Source organism: Sphingomonas sp. STIS6.2 (assembly GCF_000732685.2).
Classification (GTDB): Bacteria; Pseudomonadota; Alphaproteobacteria; order Sphingomonadales; family Sphingomonadaceae; genus Sphingomonas; species Sphingomonas aerolata.
Genome location: NZ_JPDP02000041.1, coordinates 393,364 through 416,459 on the forward strand (window position 1 = coordinate 393,364; position 23,096 = coordinate 416,459).

Here is a 23,096-nt window from a genome sequence, read left to right on the forward strand (position 1 = left end):
CTTCTGGGCGAGGGCGATGCGGCCGATCCCACGACCGGCGACGTCACGATCCAGAACTACACGATTAACTTCGGTCCACAGCATCCCGCGGCGCACGGCGTGCTCCGCCTGGTCATGGAGCTCGACGGCGAGATCGTCGAACGTGTCGACCCGCATGTCGGGCTGCTTCACCGCGGCACCGAGAAGCTGATCGAGTACAAGACCTACACGCAGGCGCTGCCCTATTTCGATCGTCTCGATTACTGCTCGCCGCTGTGCATGGAGCATAGCTGGGTGCTGGCGGTCGAGAAGCTGCTTGACCTCGAAGTCCCTGAGCGTGCGCAGTATCTGCGCGTGTTCTTTGCCGAGCTGACGCGCATCTCGAACCACATGCTCAACCTCGGCAGCCACGTCATGGACGTCGGTGCGATGACGCCGAACCTGTGGCTGTTCGAGATCCGCGAAGACTGCATGAACTTCTTCGAGCGCGTCAGCGGCGCGCGCATGCATTCCAATTATTTCCGTCCGGGTGGCGTGCATCAGGATGCGCCGCTCAAGCTGCTCGCCGATATCGGCGACTGGCTCGACACGCGCCTGCCGCGGCTGTTCGAGGATGCGATTTCGCTCGTCGCGGACAACCGCATCTTCAAGCAGCGCAATGTCGACATTGCGATCGTCAGCCGTGACGATGCGATCAAATGGGGCTTTTCGGGCCCGATGATCCGCGGCTCCGGCATCGCCTGGGATCTGCGCAAGTCGCAGCCCTATGACGTCTACGCCAAGATGGACTTCGACGTGCCGGTCGGCACGCGTGGCGACTGCTATGACCGGTTCATGGTGCGCGTCGAAGAAGTGCGTCAGTCGGCACGGATCATGAAGCAGTGCCTGCGCGACATGCCCGAGGGTCCGATTGCGTCGCTCGACCGCAAGGTCGTGCCGCCCAAGCGCGCCGAGATGAAGCAGTCGATGGAAGCGCTGATCCATCACTTCAAGCTCTATACCGAGGGCTTCCACGTGCCCGCCGGCGACGTCTATGTGGCGACCGAAAGCCCCAAGGGCGAGTTCGGCGTGTATCTGGTCGCCGACGGCAGCAACAAGCCGTACCGCTGCAAGATCCGCCCGACCGCGTTTTCGCATCTCCAGGCCTTCGACTTCATGGCGAAGGGTCACATGCTGGCAGATACGACCGCGATCCTCGGCGCGATGGATATCGTTTTTGGTGAATGTGACCGCTGATGGCTGAAGCTCCGAAAATTCCCGATGAGGCAGAGACCCGCGCACGCTGGGGCTCGTTCGCCTGGACGGACGAGAACCAGGTGAAGGCGAACGAGATCCTCGGGCGCTACCCCAAGGGCCGCGAGCAGTCGGCGTCGATCCCGTTCCTCGATCTTGCCCAGCGCCAGGTCGGTGCGGAAACGCAGACCCAGGGCTGGTTGCCGGTGCCGGTAATCGAGTTCGTCGCGCGTCAGATCGGCGTGCCGTACATGCGCGTCTATGAGGTCGTGACCTTCTACACGATGTTCAATCTCGCACCGGTCGGCCGCTATCACGTACAGGTCTGTGGCACGACGCCGTGCATGTTGCGCGGGTCGGACGACGTGCTGGCTGCGTGCAAGAACCGTGGCCTCGTCAAGGGCGGCACGACGCCGGACGGCATGTTCACGCTGACCGAGGTCGAGTGCCTGGGCACCTGCGCGAACGCGCCGATGGTTCAGATCAACGACGATAACTTCGAAGATCTCGACTACGACAAGACGACCGAGATCCTCGAGGCGCTTGCCAGTGGCGGCACGCCGACGCCGGGGCCGCAATTCGGTCGCCGCGCGAGCTGCCCCGAAGGCGGCCCGACCTCGCTCAAGGCGATGGTCGACGCGAACCACGATTACCGGGGGGAGTGGGCCTGATGCTCGCCGACAAGGACCGCATCTTCACCAACGTCTACGGTTTTCAGCCGTGGAATATCGACGCGGCGATCATGCGCGGCGATTGGGACAATACCAAGGACCTGATGGCGCTCGGCCAGGACGCGATCATCGACGTGATGAAGGCGAGCGGCTTGCGTGGCCGCGGCGGGGCAGGGTTCCCGACCGGCACCAAATGGTCGTTCATGCCCAAGGAGCCGAAGCCCGACCGGCCGAACTTCCTCGTCATCAACGCCGACGAATCCGAGCCGGGCAGCTGCAAGGATCGCGAGATCATCCGGCACGATCCGCACAAGCTGATCGAGGGCGCGCTGATCGCCGGGTTCGCGATGCGCGCGCGCGCCGCGTACATCTACATCCGCGGCGAATATATCCGCGAGGCCGAGACGCTGTTCGCGGCCGTTGCCGAGGCCTATGATCGTGGCTTCGTCGGCAAGAATGCGTGCGGGTCGGGCTACGACTTCGACGTGTTCGTTCACCGTGGTGCGGGCGCGTACATCTGCGGCGAAGAGACCGCGATGCTCGAGAGTCTCGAGGGCAAGAAGGGCCAGCCGCGCCTCAAGCCGCCATTTCCGGCGGGCGCAGGCCTCTATGGCTGCCCGACGACCGTCAACAACGTTGAATCGATCGCGGTCGCACCGACGATTCTGCGGCGCGGTGCTGCCTGGTTCTCGAGCTTCGGCGCAGAAAACAACCGCGGTACCAAGCTGTTCCAGATCAGCGGCCATGTGAACAAGCCGTGCGTTGTCGAGGAAGAGATGAGCATCTCGTTCCGCGACCTGATCGAGACGCATTGCGGCGGGATTCGTGGCGGCTGGGACAATCTGCTCGCCGTGATCCCTGGTGGCTCTTCGGTGCCGCTGGTGCCCGCCGCGCAGATCATGGACTGCGCGATGGATTTCGATGGCCTGAAGGCGGTCGGTTCGGGCCTCGGCACCGCGGCGATCATCGTCATGGACAAGTCGACCGACATCGTCCGTGCGATCAGCCGCATCTCCTACTTCTACAAGCATGAGAGCTGCGGCCAGTGCACGCCGTGCCGCGAAGGCACCGGCTGGATGTGGCGCGTGATGGAGCGGATGCGCACAGGCGATGCCGAGCTGTCCGAGATCGACATGCTCCAGCAGGTCACCAAGCAGGTCGAGGGTCACTCGATCTGCGCGCTCGGCGACGCCGCAGCCTGGCCGATCCAGGGCCTGATCAAGCATTTCCGCCCAGAGATGGAACGCCGTATCCGCGAACGTGGTGGTGACACCGCGCCGATGATGGAAGCCGCAGAGTAATGCCCTTAGTCAAAGTCGATGGCGTAGAGATCGAGGTGCCGCAGGGTGCCACCGTGCTGCAGGCGTGCGAGCTTGCCGGCAAGGAGATCCCGCGTTTCTGTTATCACGAGCGCCTGAGCATTGCCGGCAATTGCCGGATGTGCCTGGTCGAGGTGAAGCCCGGTCCGCCCAAGCCACAGGCGTCATGCGCGCTGCCGGCCGCGGACAAGCAGGAGATCTTCACCAACTCGCCGATGGTCAAGAATGCCCGCGAGGGCATCATGGAATTCCTGCTGATCAACCATCCGCTCGATTGCCCGATCTGCGATCAGGGCGGCGAGTGCGATCTGCAGGACCAGTCGGTCGCTTATGGCCGCGGCCATTCGCGCTATGACGAGAACAAGCGCGCGGTCACCGAGAAATATATGGGTCCGATCGTGAAGACGGTCATGACCCGCTGCATCCAGTGCACGCGCTGCATCCGCTTTGCCGAGGAAGTGTCCGGCGTCGAGGAGATCGGTGCGATCTTCCGCGGCGAGGACATGCAGATCACCTCGTACCTCGAGAATGCGGTCAAGAGCGAGCTGTCGGGCAACGTCGTCGATCTGTGCCCGGTCGGTGCGCTGACGTCGAAGCCGTACGCGTTCGAGGCGCGTCCTTGGGAGCTCCGCAAGACGCTGACGATCGACGTTATGGACGCGGTCGGCACCAACATCCGGCTCGACAGCCGCGGTCGCCAGGTGTTGCGCTGCGTGCCGCGGATCAACGAGGACGTGAACGAGGAGTGGGCGACCGACAAGACGCGCCACGCGATCGACGGTCTCGTGCGTCGTCGTCTCGACAAGCCGTATGTTCGCGTGAACGGCAAGCTCCAGCCCGCGACCTGGGACGAGGCCTTCGCGGCGATCAAGGCGGTTGACGCCGGGTCGAGCGTGGCCGCGGTCGCAGGCGACCTGGTCGATTGCGAGACGATGTACGCCGCCAAGGCGCTGCTCGCGAAGATGGGCTCGACGATGCTCGAGGGCCGCCAGACCGGCATGGCCTATGACGCGTCGAACATCGCCGCGGTCAATTTCAACACGACGATCGCCGGTACCGAGCGTGCTGACGCGATCCTGCTGGTTGGCACCAACCTGCGCTGGGAAGCGCCGCTGGTGAACACGCGGGTTCGCAAGGCGATCAAGAAGGGCGCGAAGGTCTTCGCGATCGGGCCTGAGACCGAGCTGACCTACAAGGTCGAGTGGCTCGGCGACGATCTGGCGCTGCTCGGCAATCTGCCCGACGCGGTGACCGAGGCGTTCGGCAAGGCTGAGCGTCCGATGGTGATCGTCGGTGGCGCGGCGCTGAAGGGTGGCCACGGCGCCGCGCTGAAGCTCGTCGACACGCTGGGCCTCGTCAAGGACGGCTGGAACGGCTTCAACGTGGTCCATATGGCGGCGTCGCGGATGGGCGGGCTGATGCTCGGCTATGCGCAGACGGGCGGCATCGCCGACGTGATGGGGGCGAAGCTCGGCTTCTTCCTCGGCGCGGACGAGGTCGATTTCAGCCAGTTCGCGGGTTTCAAGGTGTTCGTTGGTCATCACGGCGACAAGGGTGCGGCGGCTGCCGACGTCATCCTGCCGGGCGTGACCTATGCCGAGAAGTCGGGAACCTGGGTCAACCTCGAGGGTCGCGTCCAGCGCGGCGAGCGTGCGGTGTTCGCCCCCGGCGATGCGCGCGACGACTGGTCGATCTTCCGCGCGCTGTCCGACACGCTTGGCCACACGCTGCCGTTCGACAGCTTCGAGGGGCTGCGCGAAGAAATGTTCGCTGCCGTTCCCGCGCTGCGTCACCAGGCGCTCGCGACGTTCGAGTGGAACCCGCCGTCGCTCGGCGGTGCGGGCGAGGGGGTTCTGGCCGGCTATCCGATCAAGGATTTCTACCTGACAAACGCGATCTGCCGCGCATCGCCGACGATGCAGCGCTGCTCGGCTGAACTTCTCCACGGGGAAGACTTTGCGGAGGCAGCCGAATGATCTCCTGGTTCGAATCCTCGCTCGGTTACGACTGGGCGTTCTTCCTCGCGACGATCATCGACATTCTCGCGATCGCGCTGCCGGTGATGCTGGCGGTCGCGATGATCATCTATGCCGATCGCAAGATCTGGGCGGCGATGGCGCTTCGGCGTGGTCCGAACGTGGTGGGTCCCTTCGGCCTGCTGCAGAGCTTTGCCGACGGCCTGAAGGTGTTCCTGCAGGAGACGATCGTCCCGGCAGCCGCCAATCGCGCGCTGTTCCTGCTGGCGCCGATCATCACCTTCACGGTCGCGCTGATCGTCTGGGCGGTGATCCCGTTCCAGCCCGGCGTCGTGCTCGCCGACATCAATGTCGGCTTGCTCTACGTGCTCGCGGCGTCGTCGCTCGGCGTGTACGGGATCATCCTCGCGGGCTGGGCGTCGAATTCGAAATATCCGTTCTACTCGGCGCTGCGTGCGGCCGCGCAGATGGTCAGCTACGAAGTCGCGATCGGGTTCATCCTGATCTCGGTCGTGTTGTGGTCGGGCACGTTCAACCTGTCGGGCATCGTGACCGCGCAGCAGAACATGTTCGGGCTTCATATCAACGGCTACATCGTCAATCCGCTGCTGTTCCCGATGGCGGTGATGTTCTTCATCTCGAGCCTGGCGGAAACGCAGCGTGCACCGTTCGATCTGACCGAAGCGGAGAGCGAGCTCGTCGCCGGCTACCAGACCGAATATTCGTCGATGGCATTCGCGCTGTTCTGGCTGGGCGAGTACGCCAACGTCATCCTGATGTGTGCGCTCAACGCGACGCTCTTCTGGGGTGGGTGGCTGCCGCCGGTTGACTGGGCACCGCTCTATTACGTGCCGGGGATCATCTGGCTGTTCGCCAAGATCCTGTTCTTCTTCTTCCTGTTCAGCTGGGTGAAGGCGACCGTGCCGCGCTATCGCTATGATCAGCTGATGCGGCTCGGCTGGAAGATTTTCCTGCCCGTCTCGCTGTTCTGGGTTTTCCTCGTGTCGGGCGTGTTGATGCTGACGCGCGTTGGAGTGGGTTCATGAGCGTTGCTCAGATCATCAAGTCGTTCACCCTGTGGGAATTCGTGAAGGCGCACGCGTTGACGCTTCGCTATTTCTTCAAGGAAAAGGCGACGATCAACTATCCGTACGAGCGTAACCCGGTGTCCCCGCGGTTCCGCGGCGAGCATGCGCTGCGTCGTTACCCCAACGGTGAAGAGCGGTGCATCGCGTGCAAGCTGTGCGAGGCCGTGTGCCCCGCCCAGGCGATCACGATCGAGGCCGAGCCGCGCGACGACGGCTCGCGCCGCACGACGCGCTACGATATCGACATGACCAAGTGCATCTATTGCGGCCTGTGCGCCGAGGCGTGCCCGGTCGATGCGATCGTCGAGGGTCCGAATTACGAATTCTCGACCGAGACGCGCGAAGAGCTGATCTACGACAAGTCGAAGCTGCTCGATAACGGCGATCGCTGGGAAAGCGCGATCGCGGCGAACCTTGCCGCCGATGCGCCGTACCGTTAAGCGAGCGCCGCGATGACACAGATTAACTCCGTCATCCCAGCGCAGGCTGGGATCTCCCCGTTTCCGAGCGCGCCCGCGCGGCGTGAGACCCCAGCGTTCGCTGGGGTGACGAGGACCTCATGATCCAGGCCTTAGCCTTCTATATCTTCGCCTTCGTCGTCGTCCTGTCGGGCGCCATGACGATCGCGTCGCGCAATCCGGTCCATTCGGTGATGTGGCTGATCCTCGCCTTCTTCAACGCGGCGGGTCTGATGATCCTCGTCGGGGCCGAGTTCATCGCAATGCTGCTCGTCATCGTCTATGTCGGCGCGGTCGCGGTGCTGTTCCTCTTCGTCGTCATGATGCTCGACATCGACTTTGCCGAGATGCGCGCCGGCGTGGCGCGGTATTTCGGTATCGGGCTGGCGCTCGCGGTCGCACTCGCGGCCGAGGTCATGATCGCGATCGGCGCGTGGAGCACCGGGCCGATCCAGCTCGCGCGGCGCGCGGCGCCGATCGATGCGCGGGTGCCCAATATCCAGGCGATCGGCAACCTGCTCTACACGCGCTATCTGTTCGTGTTCGAGGCGGCCGGGCTCGTCCTGCTCGTCGCGATGATCGGTGCGATCGTGCTGACGCATCGCCAGCGTGGCGGCGTGAAGGCGCAGAACATCAGTCGTCAGAACGCACGCCGTCCGCAGGACGCAACGCGCAACACGCGCCCGGTCGTCGGGCAGGGAGTCGAACTGTGACGATCGGTCTCGTCCACTACCTCGTCGTCGCGGCGATCCTGTTCACCATGGGGGTGCTCGGCATCTTCCTGAACCGCAAAAACCTCATCGTCATCCTGATGGCGATCGAGCTGATCCTGCTCGCGGTGAACATCAATCTCGTCGCCTTCTCGGCCTTTCTGAACGATCTCGTCGGACAGGTGTTCGCGATGTTCGTGCTGACGGTCGCAGCGGGTGAGGCCGCCATCGGCCTGGCCATCTTGGTCATCTATTTCCGCGGTCGCGGCACCATTGCGGTCGACGACGTCAACCGGATGAAGGGGTAATACGGTTGATCCAGCTTATCGTCTTCCTGCCATTACTGGCCGCGATCGTTGCCGGGTTCGGCAATCGCGCGATCGGCAACGTGCCGGCGAAAATCGTCACCACGGCCGCGTTGTTCGCGTCGTGCCTGTTGTCCTGGCCGATCTTCCTCGGTTTCATGGCGGGCACCAGCAGCGCGACCGTCGAGCCGTTGCTCAACTTCATCCAGTCGGGCGACATGAACGTCGCGTGGTCGCTGCGCGTCGATGCGCTGACCGCGGTGATGCTCGTCGTCGTCACGTCGGTGTCGGCACTCGTCCATCTGTATAGCTGGGGCTATATGGACGAGGATCCCGACCAGCCGCGCTTCTTTGCGTATCTGTCGCTGTTCACCTTCGCGATGCTGATGCTCGTGACCGCGAACAACCTCGTCCAGATGTTCTTCGGCTGGGAAGGCGTGGGCCTCGCGTCCTACCTCCTGATCGGGTTCTGGTTCCGCAAGCCCTCGGCCAGCGCTGCCGCGATCAAGGCGTTCGTCGTCAACCGCGTCGGCGATCTGGGCTTCATGCTCGGCATCTTCGGCACGTTCCTCGTGTTCGGCACGGTCTCGATCCCCGAGATCCTGGCGGCTGCACCCGGCATGGCCGGTTCGACGATCGGCTTCCTCGGCTACCGCCTCGATACGATGACGGTGCTCTGCCTGCTGCTGTTCGTCGGCGCGATGGGCAAGTCGGCACAGCTCGGCCTGCACACCTGGCTGCCGGACGCGATGGAAGGCCCGACCCCGGTGTCGGCGCTGATCCACGCGGCGACCATGGTCACCGCAGGCGTGTTCATGGTGTGCCGCCTGTCGCCGATGTTCGAGATGAGCCCGGTTGCGCTGACTGTGGTCACCTCGGTCGGTGCCGCGACCTGCCTGTTCGCCGCGACCTGCGGTCTCGTCCAGACCGACATCAAGCGCGTCATCGCCTATTCGACCTGTTCGCAGCTCGGCTACATGTTCTTCGCGGCCGGCGTCGGCGCGTACGGCGCGGCGATGTTCCACCTGTTCACGCATGCCTTCTTCAAGGCGCTGCTGTTCCTGGGTGCCGGCTCGGTGATCCATGCGATGCACCACGAGCAGGACATGCGCTATTATGGCGGCCTGCGTAAGAAGATCCCAGTGACGTTCTGGGGCATGATGGCGGGTACGCTCGCGATCACCGGCGTCGGCATCCCCGGCATCTTCGGCAACACCGCATTCGGGTTCGCAGGCTTCCATTCGAAGGATGCGATCATCGAGGCGAGCTGGGCCGCGGGTCAGCCGGGCGTGTGGTTCGTCGGCGTGCTCGTCGCGCTGCTCACCAGCTTCTATTCGTGGCGCGTGATGTTCCTCACCTTCTGGGGCAAGCCGCGCTGGGCTGCATCGGAGCATATCCAGCATGCGCTCCACGATGCGCACGGTCATGACGACCATGCGCACGACGCGCATCATGCGGACGACCATCACGCGAACCCGGCCAAGGCCGAGGACGCAGGCCATGCGCCGCATGATCATCACGATGCCGTGCATGCGCCGGCAGAAGGCGATGGCGGGTATCACCCGCATGAGAGCCCGCTGCCGATGCTGATCCCGCTGATCGTTTTGTCGATCGGTGCGGTGCTCGCAGGCTTTGTCTTCCACGGCTACTTCATCGAGCCGAGTGCAGGCGAAGAGTTCTGGAAGGGCGCACTCGCGTTCCGCGAACATCTGATGCACGAGATGCACGGCGTGCCGCTCATCATCAAGCTGTCGGCGACGATCGCGATGCTGCTCGGCCTGCTGACCGCCTGGTACGCCTATATCAAGAACCCGTCCTTCCCGGGCAAGGTGATCGAACAGTTCGGCGTGCTCTACGACTTCCTGCTGCATAAGTGGTATTTCGACGAGCTGTACGACCTGATCTTCGTCCGCCCCGCCTTCGCGATTGGCCGCTTCCTGTGGCACCGCGGTGACGAGAAGACGATCAACCGGTTCGGCCCCGACGGGTCTGCCTGGCTGGTCCAGGTCGGCGCGCGCGTCGCCGGCCGCTTCCAGACGGGATATCTCTACACCTATGCCTTCGTCATGCTGATCGGCCTGACAGCCGCCGTAACCTGGGCGATCGGACTCTATTGATGACCGGCTTTCCTATCCTCTCCGTCCTGATCGCGGTCCCGATGATCGCGGCTATCGCGTGCCTGTTCGTCTCGGCGAACACGGCGCGGATGCTCGCGCTGGCGGCAACGCTGATCGACTTCGTACTCGGCATTATGCTGTGGATGAACTTCGACATCGGCGGCGCGCAGTGGCAGTTCGTCGAGCATGCCCCCGGCATCTTCGGGCCGTTCGGCTGGTCGCTCGGCATCGACGGCTTCGCGCTGATGCTGATCATGCTCAGCGTGTTCCTGATGCCGATCTGCATCGGTGCCAGCTGGCGCTCGATCACGACGCGCGTGCCGGAATATATGGCGGCGTTCCTGTTCACCGAAGTGCTGATGATCGGCACGTTCGCGGCGCAGGACCTGTTCCTGTTCTACGTATTCTTCGAGGCCGGCCTGATCCCGATGTACCTGATCATCGGTATCTGGGGCGGCGCGAACCGGATCTACGCGTCGTACAAGTTCTTCCTGTACACGCTGCTCGGCTCGGTCCTGATGTTCATCGCGATGCTGTACATGGCGAAGACCGCGGGCACGACGAGCATCCCAGCGCTGCTCAACTACGACTTCCCGGCGCATGTGCAGACCTGGCTGTGGCTGGCGTTCTTCGCGTCGTTTGCGGTCAAGATGCCGATGTGGCCGGTCCACACCTGGTTGCCTGACGCGCACGTGCAGGCGCCGACCGCAGGGTCGGTAATCCTGGCGGGCGTGCTGCTCAAGCTGGGCGGATACGGCTTCCTGCGCTTCCTGCTGCCGATGTTCCCCGAGGCGTCGGGCCAGCTCACCTGGCTGATCTTCGGCCTGTCGGCGGTCGCGGTGATCTACACGTCGCTGGTCGCGCTCGTGCAGTCGGACATGAAGAAGCTGATCGCCTATTCGTCGGTCGCGCACATGGCGATCGTCACGATCGGCCTGTTCGCGTTCAACCGCCAGGGCATCGAAGGCGCGATGATCATGATGCTGAGCCACGGGCTGGTATCGGGTGCATTGTTCCTGTGCGTCGGCGTGATCTACGACCAGCTCCATACCCGCGAGATCTCGCGCTATGGCGGCCTGGCGATCAACATGCCGCGCTATGCGATCTTCTTCCTGTTCTTCACCATGGCGTCGATCGGCCTGCCGGGCACCAGCGGCTTCGTCGCCGAGTTCCTGTCGCTGATGGGCACCTATCAGGTCTCGACCTGGACGGCTTTGCTCTGCACGACGAGCATCATCCTCGGCGCGGCGTACATGCTGTATCTGTACCGTCGCGTGGTCTTCGGCGAGATCAAGTCGGACGACGTTCGCGGTATGGTCGACCTGTCGGCGCGCGAATTCTGGTTGCTCGCGCCGATCGCAGCCGTCGTGCTGTGGATGGGCGTCTATCCCGAGAGCTTCCTCGCGCCGATGCGCAAGGATGTCAGCGTCCTGCTCGCGCGCGTCGACCGCGCCAAGCCGGCCAGCGATTCGAACCCAACTGCGGGGAAGCCCGCCACCGTGCATGAAGCCGCGCACGGGGAGGCACACTGATGGAATACGCCGCTAACATCGCAATGACGCTGCCCGAGCTGGTGCTGGCACTGGGCGCGATCGCGCTGATGCTCGTCTCGGCCTGGGGCGGGGACACGTCGACGCGCGCCGTGTCGATCGCCTCCGTGTTCGTTCTGGTCGGCGCCGGGATCGCGCTGGTCGGCCCGGCATCGTCGGGCGGCTATGCGTTCGACGGCCTTTACCGTGCCGATGCGTTCGGTGCCTTTGCCAAGGTGCTGATCTACATCGCCTCCGCGGTCGCGATCATGATGGCGCCGAGCTTCTTCGCACGGTCGCAGGGTGAGGATCTTCGTCCCGAATATCCGGTACTGATTCTGTTGTCGGCCTGTGGCATGGGCATCATGGTCTCGGCCAGCGACATGCTGACGCTCTATGTCGGTCTCGAGCTGCAGAGCCTTGCGGCGTACGTCCTCGCCAGCTTCATGCGGCGCGACGGGCGCTCGGCCGAGGCGGGTCTGAAGTATTTCGTGCTCGGCGCGCTCGCCAGCGGCATCCTGTTGTACGGCATCTCGCTGGTCTACGGGTTCAGCGGCACCACATTGTTCTCGGGCATCGCGGATGCCTATGCCGGGACCAAGTCGCTTGGCTTGCTGTTCGGTCTGGTGTTCGTGTTCGCAGGGCTCGCATTCAAGATCAGCGCAGTGCCGTTCCACATGTGGACGCCCGATGTCTATGAGGGCGCACCGACGCCCGTCACCGCTTTCTTCGCCTCGGCACCCAAGGTCGCGGCAATGGCGATGGCGGTACGCGTCGCGATCGAGGCAATGGGGCCGGCGACGGACCAGTGGCGTCAGATCGTGATCTTCGCGGCGCTCGCCTCGATCATCCTCGGTGCGGTCGCGGCAATCGGTCAGACCAACGTCAAGCGCCTGCTGGCCTATTCGTCGATCAACAATGTCGGGTTCGCGCTGATCGGTCTCGCTGCAGGGACGCCGGAAGGTGTGTCGGGCGTGCTGATGTATCTGACCATCTATGTCGCAATGACCTTGGGGTCGTTCCTGGTCGTGCTGCAGATGCGCGGCGATGACGGGCAGCCGGTCGAGACGATCGCGAGCCTGGCGGGCATGTCGCGGACGCGGCCGGGGCTCGCTGCCGCACTCGCGATCTTCATGTTCAGCCTTGCCGGCATCCCGCCGCTGTTCGGCTTCTATGCGAAGTTCGCGGTGTTCAGTGCGGCAGTCGATGCAGGCCTCTTCCCGCTCGCCGTGGTCGGCATCGCGGCATCGGTGATCGGCGCCTATTATTACCTGCGCGTCGTCAAGACGATGTACTTCGACGATCCGGCACCCGCCTTTGCGCCGATGGAGAACAAGGTCGAGGGCGGGTTGATTGCACTGGCGGCAGTGTTCGTCTCGCCGGCCGGCTATCTGCTCATCCCCGTGCTTGGAGCATGGACGATGGCGGCAGCGCGGGCGTTGTTCTGAGCATCATCCGTACCGTTGCGGAGACAGGATCGACCAATGCCGACCTGCTGGCGCTGGCCCGCACCGGTGCCGATGACGGCCTCTGGCTGAGGGCGGTCCGGCAGACTGCGGGGCGCGGCCGGCAGGGGCGGGAATGGTCGTCCCCCGACGGTAATCTCTATGCGAGCACGCTGGTGCGGCTGCGTCCGGGCGATCCGCCCGCTGCCAGCCTTGCGCTCGTCGCGGCGGTCGCGTTGTATGAGACCGTCTCGACCTTCCTCGTCGCCGGTATCCGCCAAGGGACGACGGACTCGAGCGCGACGTTGCTGCTCAAATGGCCGAACGACCTGTTACTTGCCGATGCAAAGCTGTCCGGCATCCTGCTCGAGCGGGCCGACGATGCGGTCGTCGTTGGTTTCGGCGTCAACATCGCGCACCATCCCGAGTTGGCCGATCGCAAGACGACTGATCTCACGGTGTACGGCGTCGTCGTTGAGCCCGCGTCGTTCCTCGACATCCTTGCCGACGGGTTTGCGCGCTGGGTCGCGCGCTGGCGGACGGAGGGGCTGGCGCCGATCCGCGCGCGCTGGCTCGATTGCGCGCATCCGGCGGGCACCGCGCTGACCGCGCGGCTCGCGGACGGCGACGCGATCGAGGGGCTGTTCGTGGGGCTCGATGTCGATGGCGCGTTGATCCTGCGCACCGCGTCGGGCGAGCGTCGTGTCATCCACGCCGCCGACATATTCCTGCTGTGACGCGGCGCGTCATCGCCATCGCCGCGGGTCTCGACTATGCACTATCCGCACGGAAAGGTTGAAGGTTCCCGCATGCTGCTCGCCATCGATGCCGGCAATACCAATGTCGTGTTCGCGCTCGTCGAGAAGGGCGTCATCGTCGCGCGGTGGCGGATCGCGACCGATCCGCGTCGTACCGCGGACGAGTATGCGGTGTGGCTGCGCCAGCTGATGCAGCTCGGCGGGCATGACCGGGGCGCGGTCGAGGGCGTGATTATCGCGACGGTCGTGCCGCGCGCGCTGCACAATCTGCAGGTGCTCGCGTCGAAATACTTCGCGACCGAGGCGCTGATCGCCGGCCGTGCACCGGTCGAATGGGGGATCGCGATCGATGTCGACGAGCCGGCATCGCTTGGTGCTGACCGTGCGGTCAACACGATCGCCGCGCATGCGCTGCACGACGGCGACCTGATCGTCATCGATTTCGGCACTGCGACCACGTTCGACCTCGTCGACTATCGCGGCGCGTATAAGGGCGGCATCATCGCGCCGGGGATCAACCTGTCGCTCGACGCGCTGGTCACCGCTGCCGCCAAATTGCCGCGGATCGCGATTGAGGCGCCCGCCGATACCAGCGTGATCGGGCTGAACACGGTCTCGCAGATGCACATCGGCATCTATTGGGGCTATGTCGCGATGATCGAGGGGCTGGTCGCGCGGATGAAGGCCGAGGTCGGGCGTCCGGTCAAGGTCATCGCGACCGGCGGACTTGCTACCCTCTTCGAAAAACAGACCGACGTGTTCGACGTCATCGAGGCCGACCTGACGATCCAGGGGCTGGCGATGATGTGGGACCGTCACCATATCTAGGGCCATTGGGCTCGCGCCAACCGGCCTGCGGGCCACATTCTCCTGTAATCCTGAAAGTAATCAATGACTCCGAAGAACGAACTCCTTTTCTGTGGCCTTGGCGGCTCCGGCGAAATCGGCATGAACGTCAACCTGTATGGCTGCCAGGGCAAATGGGTGATGGTCGATCTCGGCATTACCTTTGCCGATCCGCAATATCCCGGCGTCGACGTCATCCTGCCCGACCTGTCCTTCATCGAGGAGCGGATCGACGATCTGCTCGGCATCGTGATCACGCACGGGCATGAAGACCATATCGGATCGCTGCCCTATCTCGCCGAAGACCTGGGCGTGCCGATCTATGCGACGCCGTTCACGATGGGGCTGGTCCGCGGCAAGCTCGAGGAAGAGGGGATCGCCAACCGCGTGAAGCTCAAGATGATCCCGATGGGCGGCAACTTCCAGCTCGGGCCGTTCGGCTTCACCTTCGTCGAGATGTCGCATTCGATCCCCGAGGCGAACGCGCTGCTGATCGACACGCCCTATGGCCGCGTGTTCCACACCGGCGACTGGAAGCTCGACAAGAACCCGGTGATCGGCAATCCGACCAAGCCAGAAGGCTTCATGGCGATCGGCGACAAGGGCGTCGACGTGCTGGTCTGCGATTCGACGAACATCTTCAACACCACCGCGTCGGGCAGCGAGAGCACGGTCCGCAAGGGCCTGTTCGAAGAGGTCAGCAAGGCCAAGGGCCGGGTGATGATCACCAGCTTCGCGTCGAACGCCGCACGGCTTCACACGTTCGGCGAAGTTGCGAAGGAAACCGGGCGCAAGCTGTGCGTCACCGGACGCTCGCTCGACCGGATCATCAAGGTCGCGCGTGCGACGGGGTATCTGAAGGACTTCCCCGAGACGATCGATCCCGACACCGCGATGCGTCTGCCCAAGAACAAGGTGCTGATCATCGCCACCGGCGGGCAGGGCGAGGAGCGCGCTGCGCTCGCGCGGGTCGCCAATGGCAGCCACACGATCACGCTCGAGGCCGATGATACGGTGATCTTCTCGTCGAAGCAGATCCCCGGCAACGAGGTCCAGATCGGCCGCATCCAGAATACGCTGGCCGCCAAGGGCATCCGGATGGTGACCGAGCGCCAGGCGCACGTCCACGTCTCGGGCCATCCCGGCCAGCCGGAACTCGCGCAGATGTACGAGTGGCTGCGTCCCGACACGCTGATCCCGACGCATGGCGAGATGCGCCACATGATGGAGCATGCGCGCTTCGGGCTGGAGCAGGGGATTCCCCGTGCGTTGGTGCAGAGCAACGGCGACATCGTCCGGCTGGCGCCCAAGGGGCCGGTCAAGATCGGCAATGCGACGGTCGGCCGCCTGGTCCTCGACGGTGACGTGATCCTGCCGGCGGACGGCACGACGTTGAACGAGCGTCGCAAGCTGGCGATCAACGGCCAGATTTCGGTCGCGGTGGCGATCGGCAAGGACGGGCGGATGCTCGGCCAGCCGCAGGTCCGCGTCCAGGGCGTGCCGGTGGAAGAAGATCGTGCCGCGTTCGTCGCGGATGCGGTCCAGGCGGTTGCCGACACCGTGCGGGGCGGCAAGCGCGATATCGACAAGATGCGCGAGCAGGTCCGGCTTGCAGTCCGCAAGGTCTCGACGCGCTGGACGGGCAAGAAGCCGATCGTCGACGTTCTGCTGATCGAAGGCTGAGCCGATGCGCTGGACCTCGGCACTCGCGATCTACGTCCTGTTCTGGGCGTTCTCGGTGTTCCTGGTCCTGCCATTCGGTGTTCGGACGACGCGTGAGGTCGGGGGCGAAACCGTCCCCGGCCAGTCCGAGAGCGCGCCGCATGATTTCCACGCCGGCCGCGTCGCCTGGCGCGTGACGATCGTCGCTACGACGCTGTTCGTGCTGTTCCAGCTGAATTACGCCTATGGCTGGATCACGCCGCAGATGTTCGACCTGTTCGACACACGCGACATGGTCCGCCGCTAGCGCGACCGGGGCGGGCGCCCCCTTTACCGTAGGCGTTCTATCGCTTGTGCGAGCGCCACGTAGAGCTTGCCCATATCCGACGAGAGCAGGGTGACGCCGAGCGGTGAGCCGTCGCGCTGTGCCAGGATCGCGCGCAACATCGATTCGAAGTCGTGGATGTAGCGGTTCACCATCTCGCGGAAGCCCGCATCGTCGTCATACAGGTTCGCGATCGACCGGGCGTCGTTCGCATCGAGGATGCGCACCGCACGGCGGGTGAAGACGCCGCGATCACCCTTGAGATAGGCGGCCCAGGCGCTGTCGGCGACTTCGGGCGCGAAGGCCTTGGCGATATCGATCGAAGCAGAATTGAGCGATTCGATGAGCAGCGAGACCCGCCGCGCGAAGGTGTCGCGATCGGCGGTCTCGCGGTCGTTGCGCGCCTCTTCGAGCCGGGTTTCGACGACCGCGGTCTGTTGCGCAATCGCCTCGACCTGTGCCGCCAGCCGCTCGGTTGCACGCGTCGTCGCGTCGACCGCGGCGTCGGTCGCATCGCCGATCGCCTGGATCTGCCGATCGACGGTGTCGCCGGTCGCGCGGCGCAGTGCAGCACTGCTGGCGAGCTCAAGCGCCTGCGCGGCGTCGGGAATGACCTGAGCGAGCGTGTGGCGCGCGGTATCCGCCGCGGCGGTCGCGGTCTCGCGGACGCGCAGCAACGCCTCGACGAGACGCGGTGCGGCCTCTTCGGAGAAGCTGTTGGTGCGATCGATCGTCTCGTCGACCATCTGGCCGAGTGCGTCCGCCTTGGCGCGACCCGAGGCCAGCGTGTCGAGCAGGGTGTTCGACAGACGATCGAGCACGCTACGCTGTTCGGCGATGACACCGGCAATCGCCTCAATCGCGTCGTGCGTGCTTTCGGCCGCGGTGACGAGCGCGAGCAGTTCGGGCTTTGCCGCCACGACGATCGCCTTGCTGTCGGCAACGCGCCGGTCGAGCCGGGCCAGCGCATCGGGCAGGGTTTCGTCGATCTCGCGCGCCGCGGCGTCGAGGGCGATCAGCAGCGATTCGGTCGTGCCGATCGTCCGCCCCGCCATCGCCTCGCCCGAGCGCAGCGCCTCGGTCATCGCGTCCGCCGAGCCGCCCAGTGCGCTGATCGACGCAGCGAGCAACTGGGTCCGCTCGACACCATGATGGTGGAGCGTGTCGATCCGCATCTCGACCTGGTCGAGGCCTGAACCAAGCGAGCCGAGGATATCCTCCCCGGCTGTACGCTGATCCTCGAGGCGGCGGGCAACCTGGGCGATCGCCGAATCGACGCCGGCGATCCGGTCGGCGATTGCCTCGGCGCTCGCGCGCGTCGCGCCGTCGAGTGCAGCCTGATTGGCACTGACCATCGCCAGCACCGCGTCACCCTGCGCGGCGATGCCCTTGCGTGCCTCGTCGACCGCATCAGCGGTGCGCCCGAGCAGCGCGTCGACCGCTGCGGACATCGTCTCGGTGACGGCCTCAAGCCGCGCGCCCGCGGTTTCGCTGGTCGCCTCCATCCGGATGATATGTGCGGCCAGCCGCTGCGCCGCGCCGCTCGCCACCGCATCGGCCTCCCGCCCACGGGCCGCCAGCGCGCCGATCTGCGCGTCGAGGGCACCGGCATGCTCGCTGGCGGAAAGGCCGGCGCGCTCGAGCTGGTCCGCCATCGCTTCGGTCTCGGCATGCGCGCGCGGCAGCGCGGCGAGCAGGCCGCTGAGCGACGTCTGGGTCGCGTCGGCCGCGGCGACGAGGCTGCGCGTGTGCGCGTCGGCGCGTTCGATCTCGGTCGCGAAGCCTTCGCCGATCGCGCCGAGAAACTGGTGCGCGGTCTCGCCCATCGTCATCAGCGTGTCGACCTGGTCCGCCAGATGACGGCGATTGCGGTCGATCGTCTGGGCGGTCGCGGCGACCGCCTGCTCGAGCCGGGCGGATTCCGCCTGCATCGCGCGCGCCGTGACACCGAACCGCGCCGCCTCCGCCCGGCTCGTCCGCATCGCGAGCAACCAGATGATGCCGATCAGCGCCGGCACGACGCACAGCGCTGCGAGGAGCTGGACCAGCGCGACCGGTCCGATCGCACCGATTTCGCCGCGGACGAGCCAGAGCATGACGGCGAGCCAGAGCAGGACCGCGGCGATCGCCGCACCTGCAAAGATCCGGCCGCGATCGGCGCCGTCGTCGTCCGCCGGCAGGATATAGTCGTCGATAAACACGGGTGCGCGTTCCTTCAAAGGCGGTGGTGGGACGTCGCCAAGGTCCGGATCCCGGGCAGGGTCCGCGCGCAGGCCGATGATGGAAGAACCCCCGTTCATGCCCGGGTTTTACCATGAAATCGGCTTTGACAAAGCGAATAGCGCAACCTCCCGTTAAGTCGGTCGCGTGTACGCCCCATCTCATGGCCTATGATCCCGGAGCAATCGACGCCGCCCTGGCAGCCGCGGTCGGGGACGATCCGCTGCTGATTGCCGACCTGCACCTCGCCTTCACCCACAGCGCGGCCGACGCGCTGGACGCTATGGTGGACGCATCCGACGCCGAGGCGTGGCGCGCCGCGGCATGGCGGCTGAAGGGGCTGGCGGCGAGCTTTGGCGCGATGCCGCTCATGACGCTGGCGCGCGCTGCGGCCGACACCCCGCCCGGCGACGACAACATGCTGCGCCGGCTGCGCGGCGCGGTCGAGCAGCTTTGATGCGTATGGAGGGCGTCGATCTGCGCGCGCTTCCGACGCGCGGGCTTTGCATCCGCCGTTTCGACGCCTAACAGCCGCAGATGCTTGCCGGGCTTCTCTTTGCTATTCACGATGCCGACGATCGCCCCGATCGCCTGGCTGCCACTTTGCCGTTCAGCGGCGTCACGCTGATCGAGTATCAGGCGCGGTTGCTGATCGCAGCCGGCGTGCGTCAGGTGATCGTGGTCGTCGCGCGGCTGACGCCTGAGTTGCTGGGCGCGATCAACCGCATCAACCGCCGCGGCGTCGCGGTCGATACCGTCCGGACTGCGGCCGAGGCGATGGAAAAGCTCCATCCGCTGGCGCGCGTCTTGATGCTCGGCGACGGGCTGGTCACGACCGAGAGCATCGTCGCGGCGATGGCGAACGAGGGCGGCGATGCGCTGCTCGTCGTGCCGGAGGACGATGCCGGACCCGGGTTCGAGCGTGTCGGCGGCCAGATGGCATGGGCCGGGGTCGCCCGGCTGGAGCCCGCACGGATCGCCGAAGTCGCTGGCCTGCCCAATGATTACGACCTGCAATCGACGCTGCTGCGGATCGCGGTGCAGGCGCGCGCGGTGCAGATCCTGTTGCCGACCGATGCAATTCGCAGCGGGCACGGCATCGAGCGCGAGGCGCGGACGCTGGAAGAACGCGGTCGTGCGGTGCTGGCGACGATCGTGTCGGGGCGCAGCGGCTGGTTCGACCGTTTCGTGCTCGCGCCGATCGCCAGGCTCGGCCTGCCGTTCCTGGTCGATAAGAGCGTTGCTGGCACGACCGTCGGCGCGACGTCGCTGGGTATCGCCGCAGCCGGGCTTGGCGCCATGCTGTTCGGCTGGCTGGCGACCGGACTGGTGCTTGCCAGCACGGCCTGTGTCGGTCTGGCGATCGGCTCGGTGCTGAGCGGGCTGCGCGACGATGAGTCGGTCGCGACGATGCAGACGCGCGGGATCGGCGTCGTCAGCGCGCTCGCCGTGCTATTGTTTGCCTTTCTGTGGGCGGGCTATTCGGCGGACAACAGCGCGCTGGTCATGGCGGCCGCACTGCTCGCGATCGCGGCACTGGGGGAACGCGCGATCGTCGAGCGCGCGCGTCGCATGTGGTGGGGCAGTGCGCCGGCCTATCTGCTGATCGTCACGATCGTCGCGATCCTCGGATTACCGCTGTTGGGGCTTGCGATCGCCGGACTGTACGCGACGGTCACGCTGGCTGCGGCAATCGAGCATCTTCGTCTTCAGCCTTAGTACCGCCTTAATAATAAGGGGGTAGGCACGGCGCATGTCGGTTGGCTCTGAACCCTTGCCTGATCCCGCGCTGTCACGGGCGAGTGCGATCGCGCGCGCCGCGCGTGCGCGTCAGCGGGCCGACGACCGGCTGGAAACCACAATCACCGACTTTTTCCTGACCGCCGATGCGCGGCTGGAGGAACGTACGAGGTTGATGCTGGCGCATGTCCTGCGCGGGATCATCGGGGCGATCGAGGCGGATATCCGCCGCCATGCCGCCCGCGTTCTCGCCGGGCTGGGGGAGACGACGCGGGCGGAGGCGATCCTGACGCAGGGCGGCGCCTTGCTGCGGCTGACGCGGTCGGGGGTGTTGCGCGATCGCGATCTGATGAAGGACCTGATCGCACGCGTCCGGCATGACCTGATCGCCGATGCTCTTCCCGCCGCGATCGCCGGTCCCGAGGAGCCGAGCCTGTTGATCCGCCTGACGGGGGTGTCGGATACGACCGTCGCCACCGCGGCCGGCGCGCTGCTCGCGGCGGAAAGCCGGCGTCGCGCGGCCAATGAGTCGGGAATGATCGCGGGAAGCGACGTGCCCGCCGACCTGCATCGCCGCCTCGTCTGGTGGGTTGCCGCGGCGGTGCGCGACGGGCTTGACGATGCCTTGAAGGACGCTGGCGAGATGGTCGCGATGCAGGGCCGCGGCCAGAGTGATCAGGCAATCACCGAAGCGGCGCTGCGCAGCCTTGCCGCGCATGATGACGCGGAGCGCCCCGAGGCCGTCGCGATCCGCCTCGCCGCGGCGATCGATGCCCGTCGCGACGAATTGCCGGCGCTGCTGGTCGAGGCGCTCGGCGACCGGCGTCTGACCCTGTTCGTTGCGGTGCTGGCGCATGCGATCGGGATCGATGCCGAACAGGTCCGGGTGATCGTACTCGATCCCGACGGAGAGCAACTGTGGCTGGCGCTGCGGGCGGCGGATCTCGACCGGGAAACAATCGCGCGGATCGGGCTGGCGCTGGCCGATGCCGATCCACGCCGTGATATCGAAAGTTTCGCCGACGCGCTCGACAGCATCGCGAGCGTCGCGGTCGACGATGCACGAGCGGCGATCGCACCGCTGGCGATGCACCGCGAGTTTCGCGCTGCGTTGCGGGCGCTGGCCGGGGCAGACCGACGATGACGGGATATATGACAGGCGACACTGCGGTCGCACTGGCGGAAGTGGCAGGGGACGGCGTGTTGCTGTCGGCGGATCCGATCCTGCTTGCGCTCAACAGCCGCGCCGGGGGGGTGATCGGCGCGCCGATCGCGGTGCCGCAGCTCGCGATGATCGCCCGCCTGGCGCGCCGGCTGGGAATCGCGGTTTCGCGCAGCGTGGTGATCGCCGATGACGACGTCGATCTCGATCTGTGGGTCCGTGCGCAGCCCGAGGGCGATACGGTCGGCCTTGCGGTAAGTGGCTGGCGCGAACTCCAGCCGTGGCGTCCAGCGGCACCGAACCCCGGTGCAGGCGTCGATTTCCTGTCGAGTGGTGCCGACTGGCGTTGGGAAACCGACGCAGCACTTCGCCTGACATTCGTATCGCCCGACGCAGGGCCCCGCATGGGCGTCGACCCGCTCGCGTTGCTCGGCAAGCCGCTGACGAGCCTCGTCATGCTCGACAGCGGCGATGACGGCGCGCTGCCGATCCTCGACGCGGTCGCGCGCCGCCAGCCGCTCGACGCACAGCCCGCACGGCTGCGGGGGTCGGGCCGCGCGATCATGCTGAGCGCCGTGGTTCGCCGTGACGCGGAGCGGGCGTTTGCAGGGTTCATCGGCAGCGGGCAACTGATCGACGATCCCGCGGACGTGCCATCGCCGCCCGCCAAGCCCCGGCCGGCGGGGGCGGACCAGCTGTCGCCGACCTTCACCGCGGGGCTAGACCGCGCGTTGCGGACACCGCTGGCGCGCATCGTCGCGAACGCCGACAGTATCCATGCGCAGACCGATGGCCTGGTGCAGCCCGATTATGCCGATTATGCCGCGGATATCGCCAATGCCGGCCGCCATCTGCTGGCGCTGGTCGACGATCTGGTCGATCTTCAGGCGGTCGAGCGGCCCGACTTCGCGCTGCTTCTCGAGACGATCGATCTGGCCGATATTGCGCGGCGTGCTGCCGGGCTGCTGGCGGTGCGGGCGGGGAATGCGAATGTGACGATCACCCGTCCCGCCGCGGAAGCCCGCGTCGTCGCGCGCGGCGATTTCCGGCGCGTGCTGCAGATCCTGGTCAATCTGATCGGCAACGCAGTGCGCTATTCGCAGTCGGGTGGCGCGGTGCTGGTGACGGCGCATGCGGGGAGCGATCAGGTGACCGTCGTCGTCGCGGATACCGGCAAGGGCGTGGCGCCTGCGGATCATGCGCGGATTTTCGAGAAGTTCGAGCGGGTCGACTCGTCCGAACCGGGCGGCAACGGTCTCGGCCTCTACATCGCGCGGCGGCTGGCACGGGCGATGGGCGGCGACCTGACGATCGACAGCGCGATCGGCGAGGGGGCGCGGTTCGTGTTGTCGTTACCGACGCAGGCGGCGCGCAGCCAGGATCAGTACCAGGCCTAATACCGCGAGCGCGGCGCCGCGGTCCGCCCAAGGCCGCTGATCGAGCATGAAGCTCGATCGCGGCCAATGGACATAGCCAAGCCCCTGGCCGATCCACAGGAACCCCATCAGCGCGCACAGCACGCCGATGACCATCAGGATCGGCCGGAGCTTCAT

General features: G+C 65.7%; 21 protein-coding genes. 19 read left to right on the forward strand and 2 right to left on the reverse strand.

What is annotated here, in order from left to right; translation table 11 throughout:
• Positions 1 to 3 precede the first annotated feature (3 nt).
• The 15 genes from sphst_RS08075 to sphst_RS08145 all read left to right on the forward strand — a co-directional run bounded on the left by sphst_RS08075 (position 4) and on the right by sphst_RS08145 (position 16,403).
• A complete protein-coding gene (locus tag sphst_RS08075) occupies positions 4 to 1,215 on the forward strand; it encodes an NADH-quinone oxidoreductase subunit D (protein ID WP_197975229.1) in 1,212 nt (403 codons plus the stop codon).
• The gene (locus sphst_RS08080) at positions 1,215 to 1,883 is read left to right on the forward strand and encodes a complex I 24 kDa subunit family protein (RefSeq protein WP_031393841.1); all 669 of its coding nucleotides are present in this window, start codon (positions 1,215 to 1,217) and stop codon (positions 1,881 to 1,883) included. Before sphst_RS08075 ends, sphst_RS08080 begins: the two co-directional genes overlap by 1 nt.
• On the forward strand, positions 1,883 to 3,184 hold the full coding sequence (nuoF, locus tag sphst_RS08085) for an NADH-quinone oxidoreductase subunit NuoF (RefSeq protein WP_031393840.1): 1,302 nt from the start codon (positions 1,883 to 1,885) through the stop codon (positions 3,182 to 3,184). The genes sphst_RS08080 and nuoF overlap by 1 nt, the downstream gene beginning before the upstream one ends.
• Complete coding sequence (gene nuoG / locus sphst_RS08090) at positions 3,184 to 5,178, forward strand: NADH-quinone oxidoreductase subunit NuoG (protein ID WP_031393839.1); 1,995 nt, start codon at positions 3,184 to 3,186, stop codon at positions 5,176 to 5,178. The genes nuoF and nuoG overlap by 1 nt, the downstream gene beginning before the upstream one ends.
• Entirely contained in the window at positions 5,175 to 6,224 is a 1,050-nt protein-coding gene (gene nuoH / locus sphst_RS08095) for an NADH-quinone oxidoreductase subunit NuoH (protein WP_031393838.1), read from the forward strand. Before nuoG ends, nuoH begins: the two co-directional genes overlap by 4 nt.
• Entirely contained in the window at positions 6,221 to 6,706 is a 486-nt protein-coding gene (gene nuoI / locus sphst_RS08100) for an NADH-quinone oxidoreductase subunit NuoI (protein WP_031393837.1), read from the forward strand. Before nuoH ends, nuoI begins: the two co-directional genes overlap by 4 nt.
• A gap of 119 nt (positions 6,707 to 6,825) precedes the next feature.
• Entirely contained in the window at positions 6,826 to 7,437 is a 612-nt protein-coding gene (locus sphst_RS08105) for an NADH-quinone oxidoreductase subunit J (RefSeq protein ID WP_031393836.1), read from the forward strand.
• Positions 7,434 to 7,742, forward strand: coding sequence for an NADH-quinone oxidoreductase subunit NuoK (gene nuoK / locus sphst_RS08110; RefSeq protein WP_031393835.1), 309 nt, complete (start codon positions 7,434 to 7,436; stop codon positions 7,740 to 7,742). The genes sphst_RS08105 and nuoK overlap by 4 nt, the downstream gene beginning before the upstream one ends.
• 5 nt (positions 7,743 to 7,747) lie before the next feature.
• Entirely contained in the window at positions 7,748 to 9,856 is a 2,109-nt protein-coding gene (nuoL, locus tag sphst_RS08115) for an NADH-quinone oxidoreductase subunit L (RefSeq protein WP_031393834.1), read from the forward strand.
• The gene (locus tag sphst_RS08120; RefSeq protein WP_031393833.1) at positions 9,856 to 11,388 is read left to right on the forward strand and encodes an NADH-quinone oxidoreductase subunit M; all 1,533 of its coding nucleotides are present in this window, start codon (positions 9,856 to 9,858) and stop codon (positions 11,386 to 11,388) included. The genes nuoL and sphst_RS08120 overlap by 1 nt, the downstream gene beginning before the upstream one ends.
• Positions 11,388 to 12,833: an NADH-quinone oxidoreductase subunit NuoN gene (gene nuoN / locus sphst_RS08125; RefSeq protein ID WP_031440946.1), complete on the forward strand. Its 1,446-nt coding sequence runs from the start codon at positions 11,388 to 11,390 to the stop codon at positions 12,831 to 12,833. The genes sphst_RS08120 and nuoN overlap by 1 nt, the downstream gene beginning before the upstream one ends.
• A complete protein-coding gene (locus tag sphst_RS08130) occupies positions 12,800 to 13,567 on the forward strand; it encodes a biotin--[acetyl-CoA-carboxylase] ligase (RefSeq protein WP_199848936.1) in 768 nt (255 codons plus the stop codon). Before nuoN ends, sphst_RS08130 begins: the two co-directional genes overlap by 34 nt.
• 72 nt (positions 13,568 to 13,639) lie before the next feature.
• The gene (locus sphst_RS08135) at positions 13,640 to 14,416 is read left to right on the forward strand and encodes a type III pantothenate kinase (RefSeq protein ID WP_031393780.1); all 777 of its coding nucleotides are present in this window, start codon (positions 13,640 to 13,642) and stop codon (positions 14,414 to 14,416) included.
• 63 nt (positions 14,417 to 14,479) lie between these two features.
• Positions 14,480 to 16,117, forward strand: coding sequence for a ribonuclease J (locus tag sphst_RS08140; protein WP_031393779.1), 1,638 nt, complete (start codon positions 14,480 to 14,482; stop codon positions 16,115 to 16,117).
• Between the two features lie 4 nt (positions 16,118 to 16,121).
• A complete protein-coding gene (locus sphst_RS08145) occupies positions 16,122 to 16,403 on the forward strand; it encodes a DUF1467 family protein (RefSeq protein WP_031393778.1) in 282 nt (93 codons plus the stop codon).
• A 23-nt stretch (positions 16,404 to 16,426) separates the two neighbouring features.
• Here sphst_RS08145 and sphst_RS08150 read toward each other — a convergent pair whose 3' ends face one another.
• Positions 16,427 to 18,622, reverse strand: a complete 2,196-nt coding sequence (locus sphst_RS08150; RefSeq protein ID WP_325049460.1) for a hypothetical protein — start codon at positions 18,620 to 18,622, stop codon at positions 16,427 to 16,429.
• 182 nt (positions 18,623 to 18,804) lie between these two features.
• Between sphst_RS08150 and sphst_RS08155 the strand changes: the two genes are divergently transcribed.
• From sphst_RS08155 to sphst_RS08170, 4 genes are all read left to right on the forward strand, one after another.
• Positions 18,805 to 19,098: an Hpt domain-containing protein gene (locus sphst_RS08155; protein ID WP_031394562.1), complete on the forward strand. Its 294-nt coding sequence runs from the start codon at positions 18,805 to 18,807 to the stop codon at positions 19,096 to 19,098.
• An 80-nt stretch (positions 19,099 to 19,178) separates the two neighbouring features.
• Positions 19,179 to 20,360, forward strand: coding sequence for a hypothetical protein (locus sphst_RS08160; RefSeq protein WP_031394561.1), 1,182 nt, complete (start codon positions 19,179 to 19,181; stop codon positions 20,358 to 20,360).
• Positions 20,361 to 20,394: 34 nt separating this feature from the next.
• A complete protein-coding gene (locus sphst_RS08165; RefSeq protein ID WP_031394560.1) occupies positions 20,395 to 21,525 on the forward strand; it encodes a DUF2336 domain-containing protein in 1,131 nt (376 codons plus the stop codon).
• 8 nt (positions 21,526 to 21,533) lie between these two features.
• Positions 21,534 to 22,940, forward strand: coding sequence for a sensor histidine kinase (locus sphst_RS08170; protein WP_107045421.1), 1,407 nt, complete (start codon positions 21,534 to 21,536; stop codon positions 22,938 to 22,940).
• Here sphst_RS08170 and sphst_RS08175 read toward each other — a convergent pair.
• Positions 22,896 to 23,096 (reverse strand): hypothetical protein, encoded by a 201-nt coding sequence (locus sphst_RS08175; RefSeq protein ID WP_031395754.1) that lies wholly within the window; start codon positions 23,094 to 23,096, stop codon positions 22,896 to 22,898. The genes sphst_RS08170 and sphst_RS08175 overlap by 45 nt on opposite strands.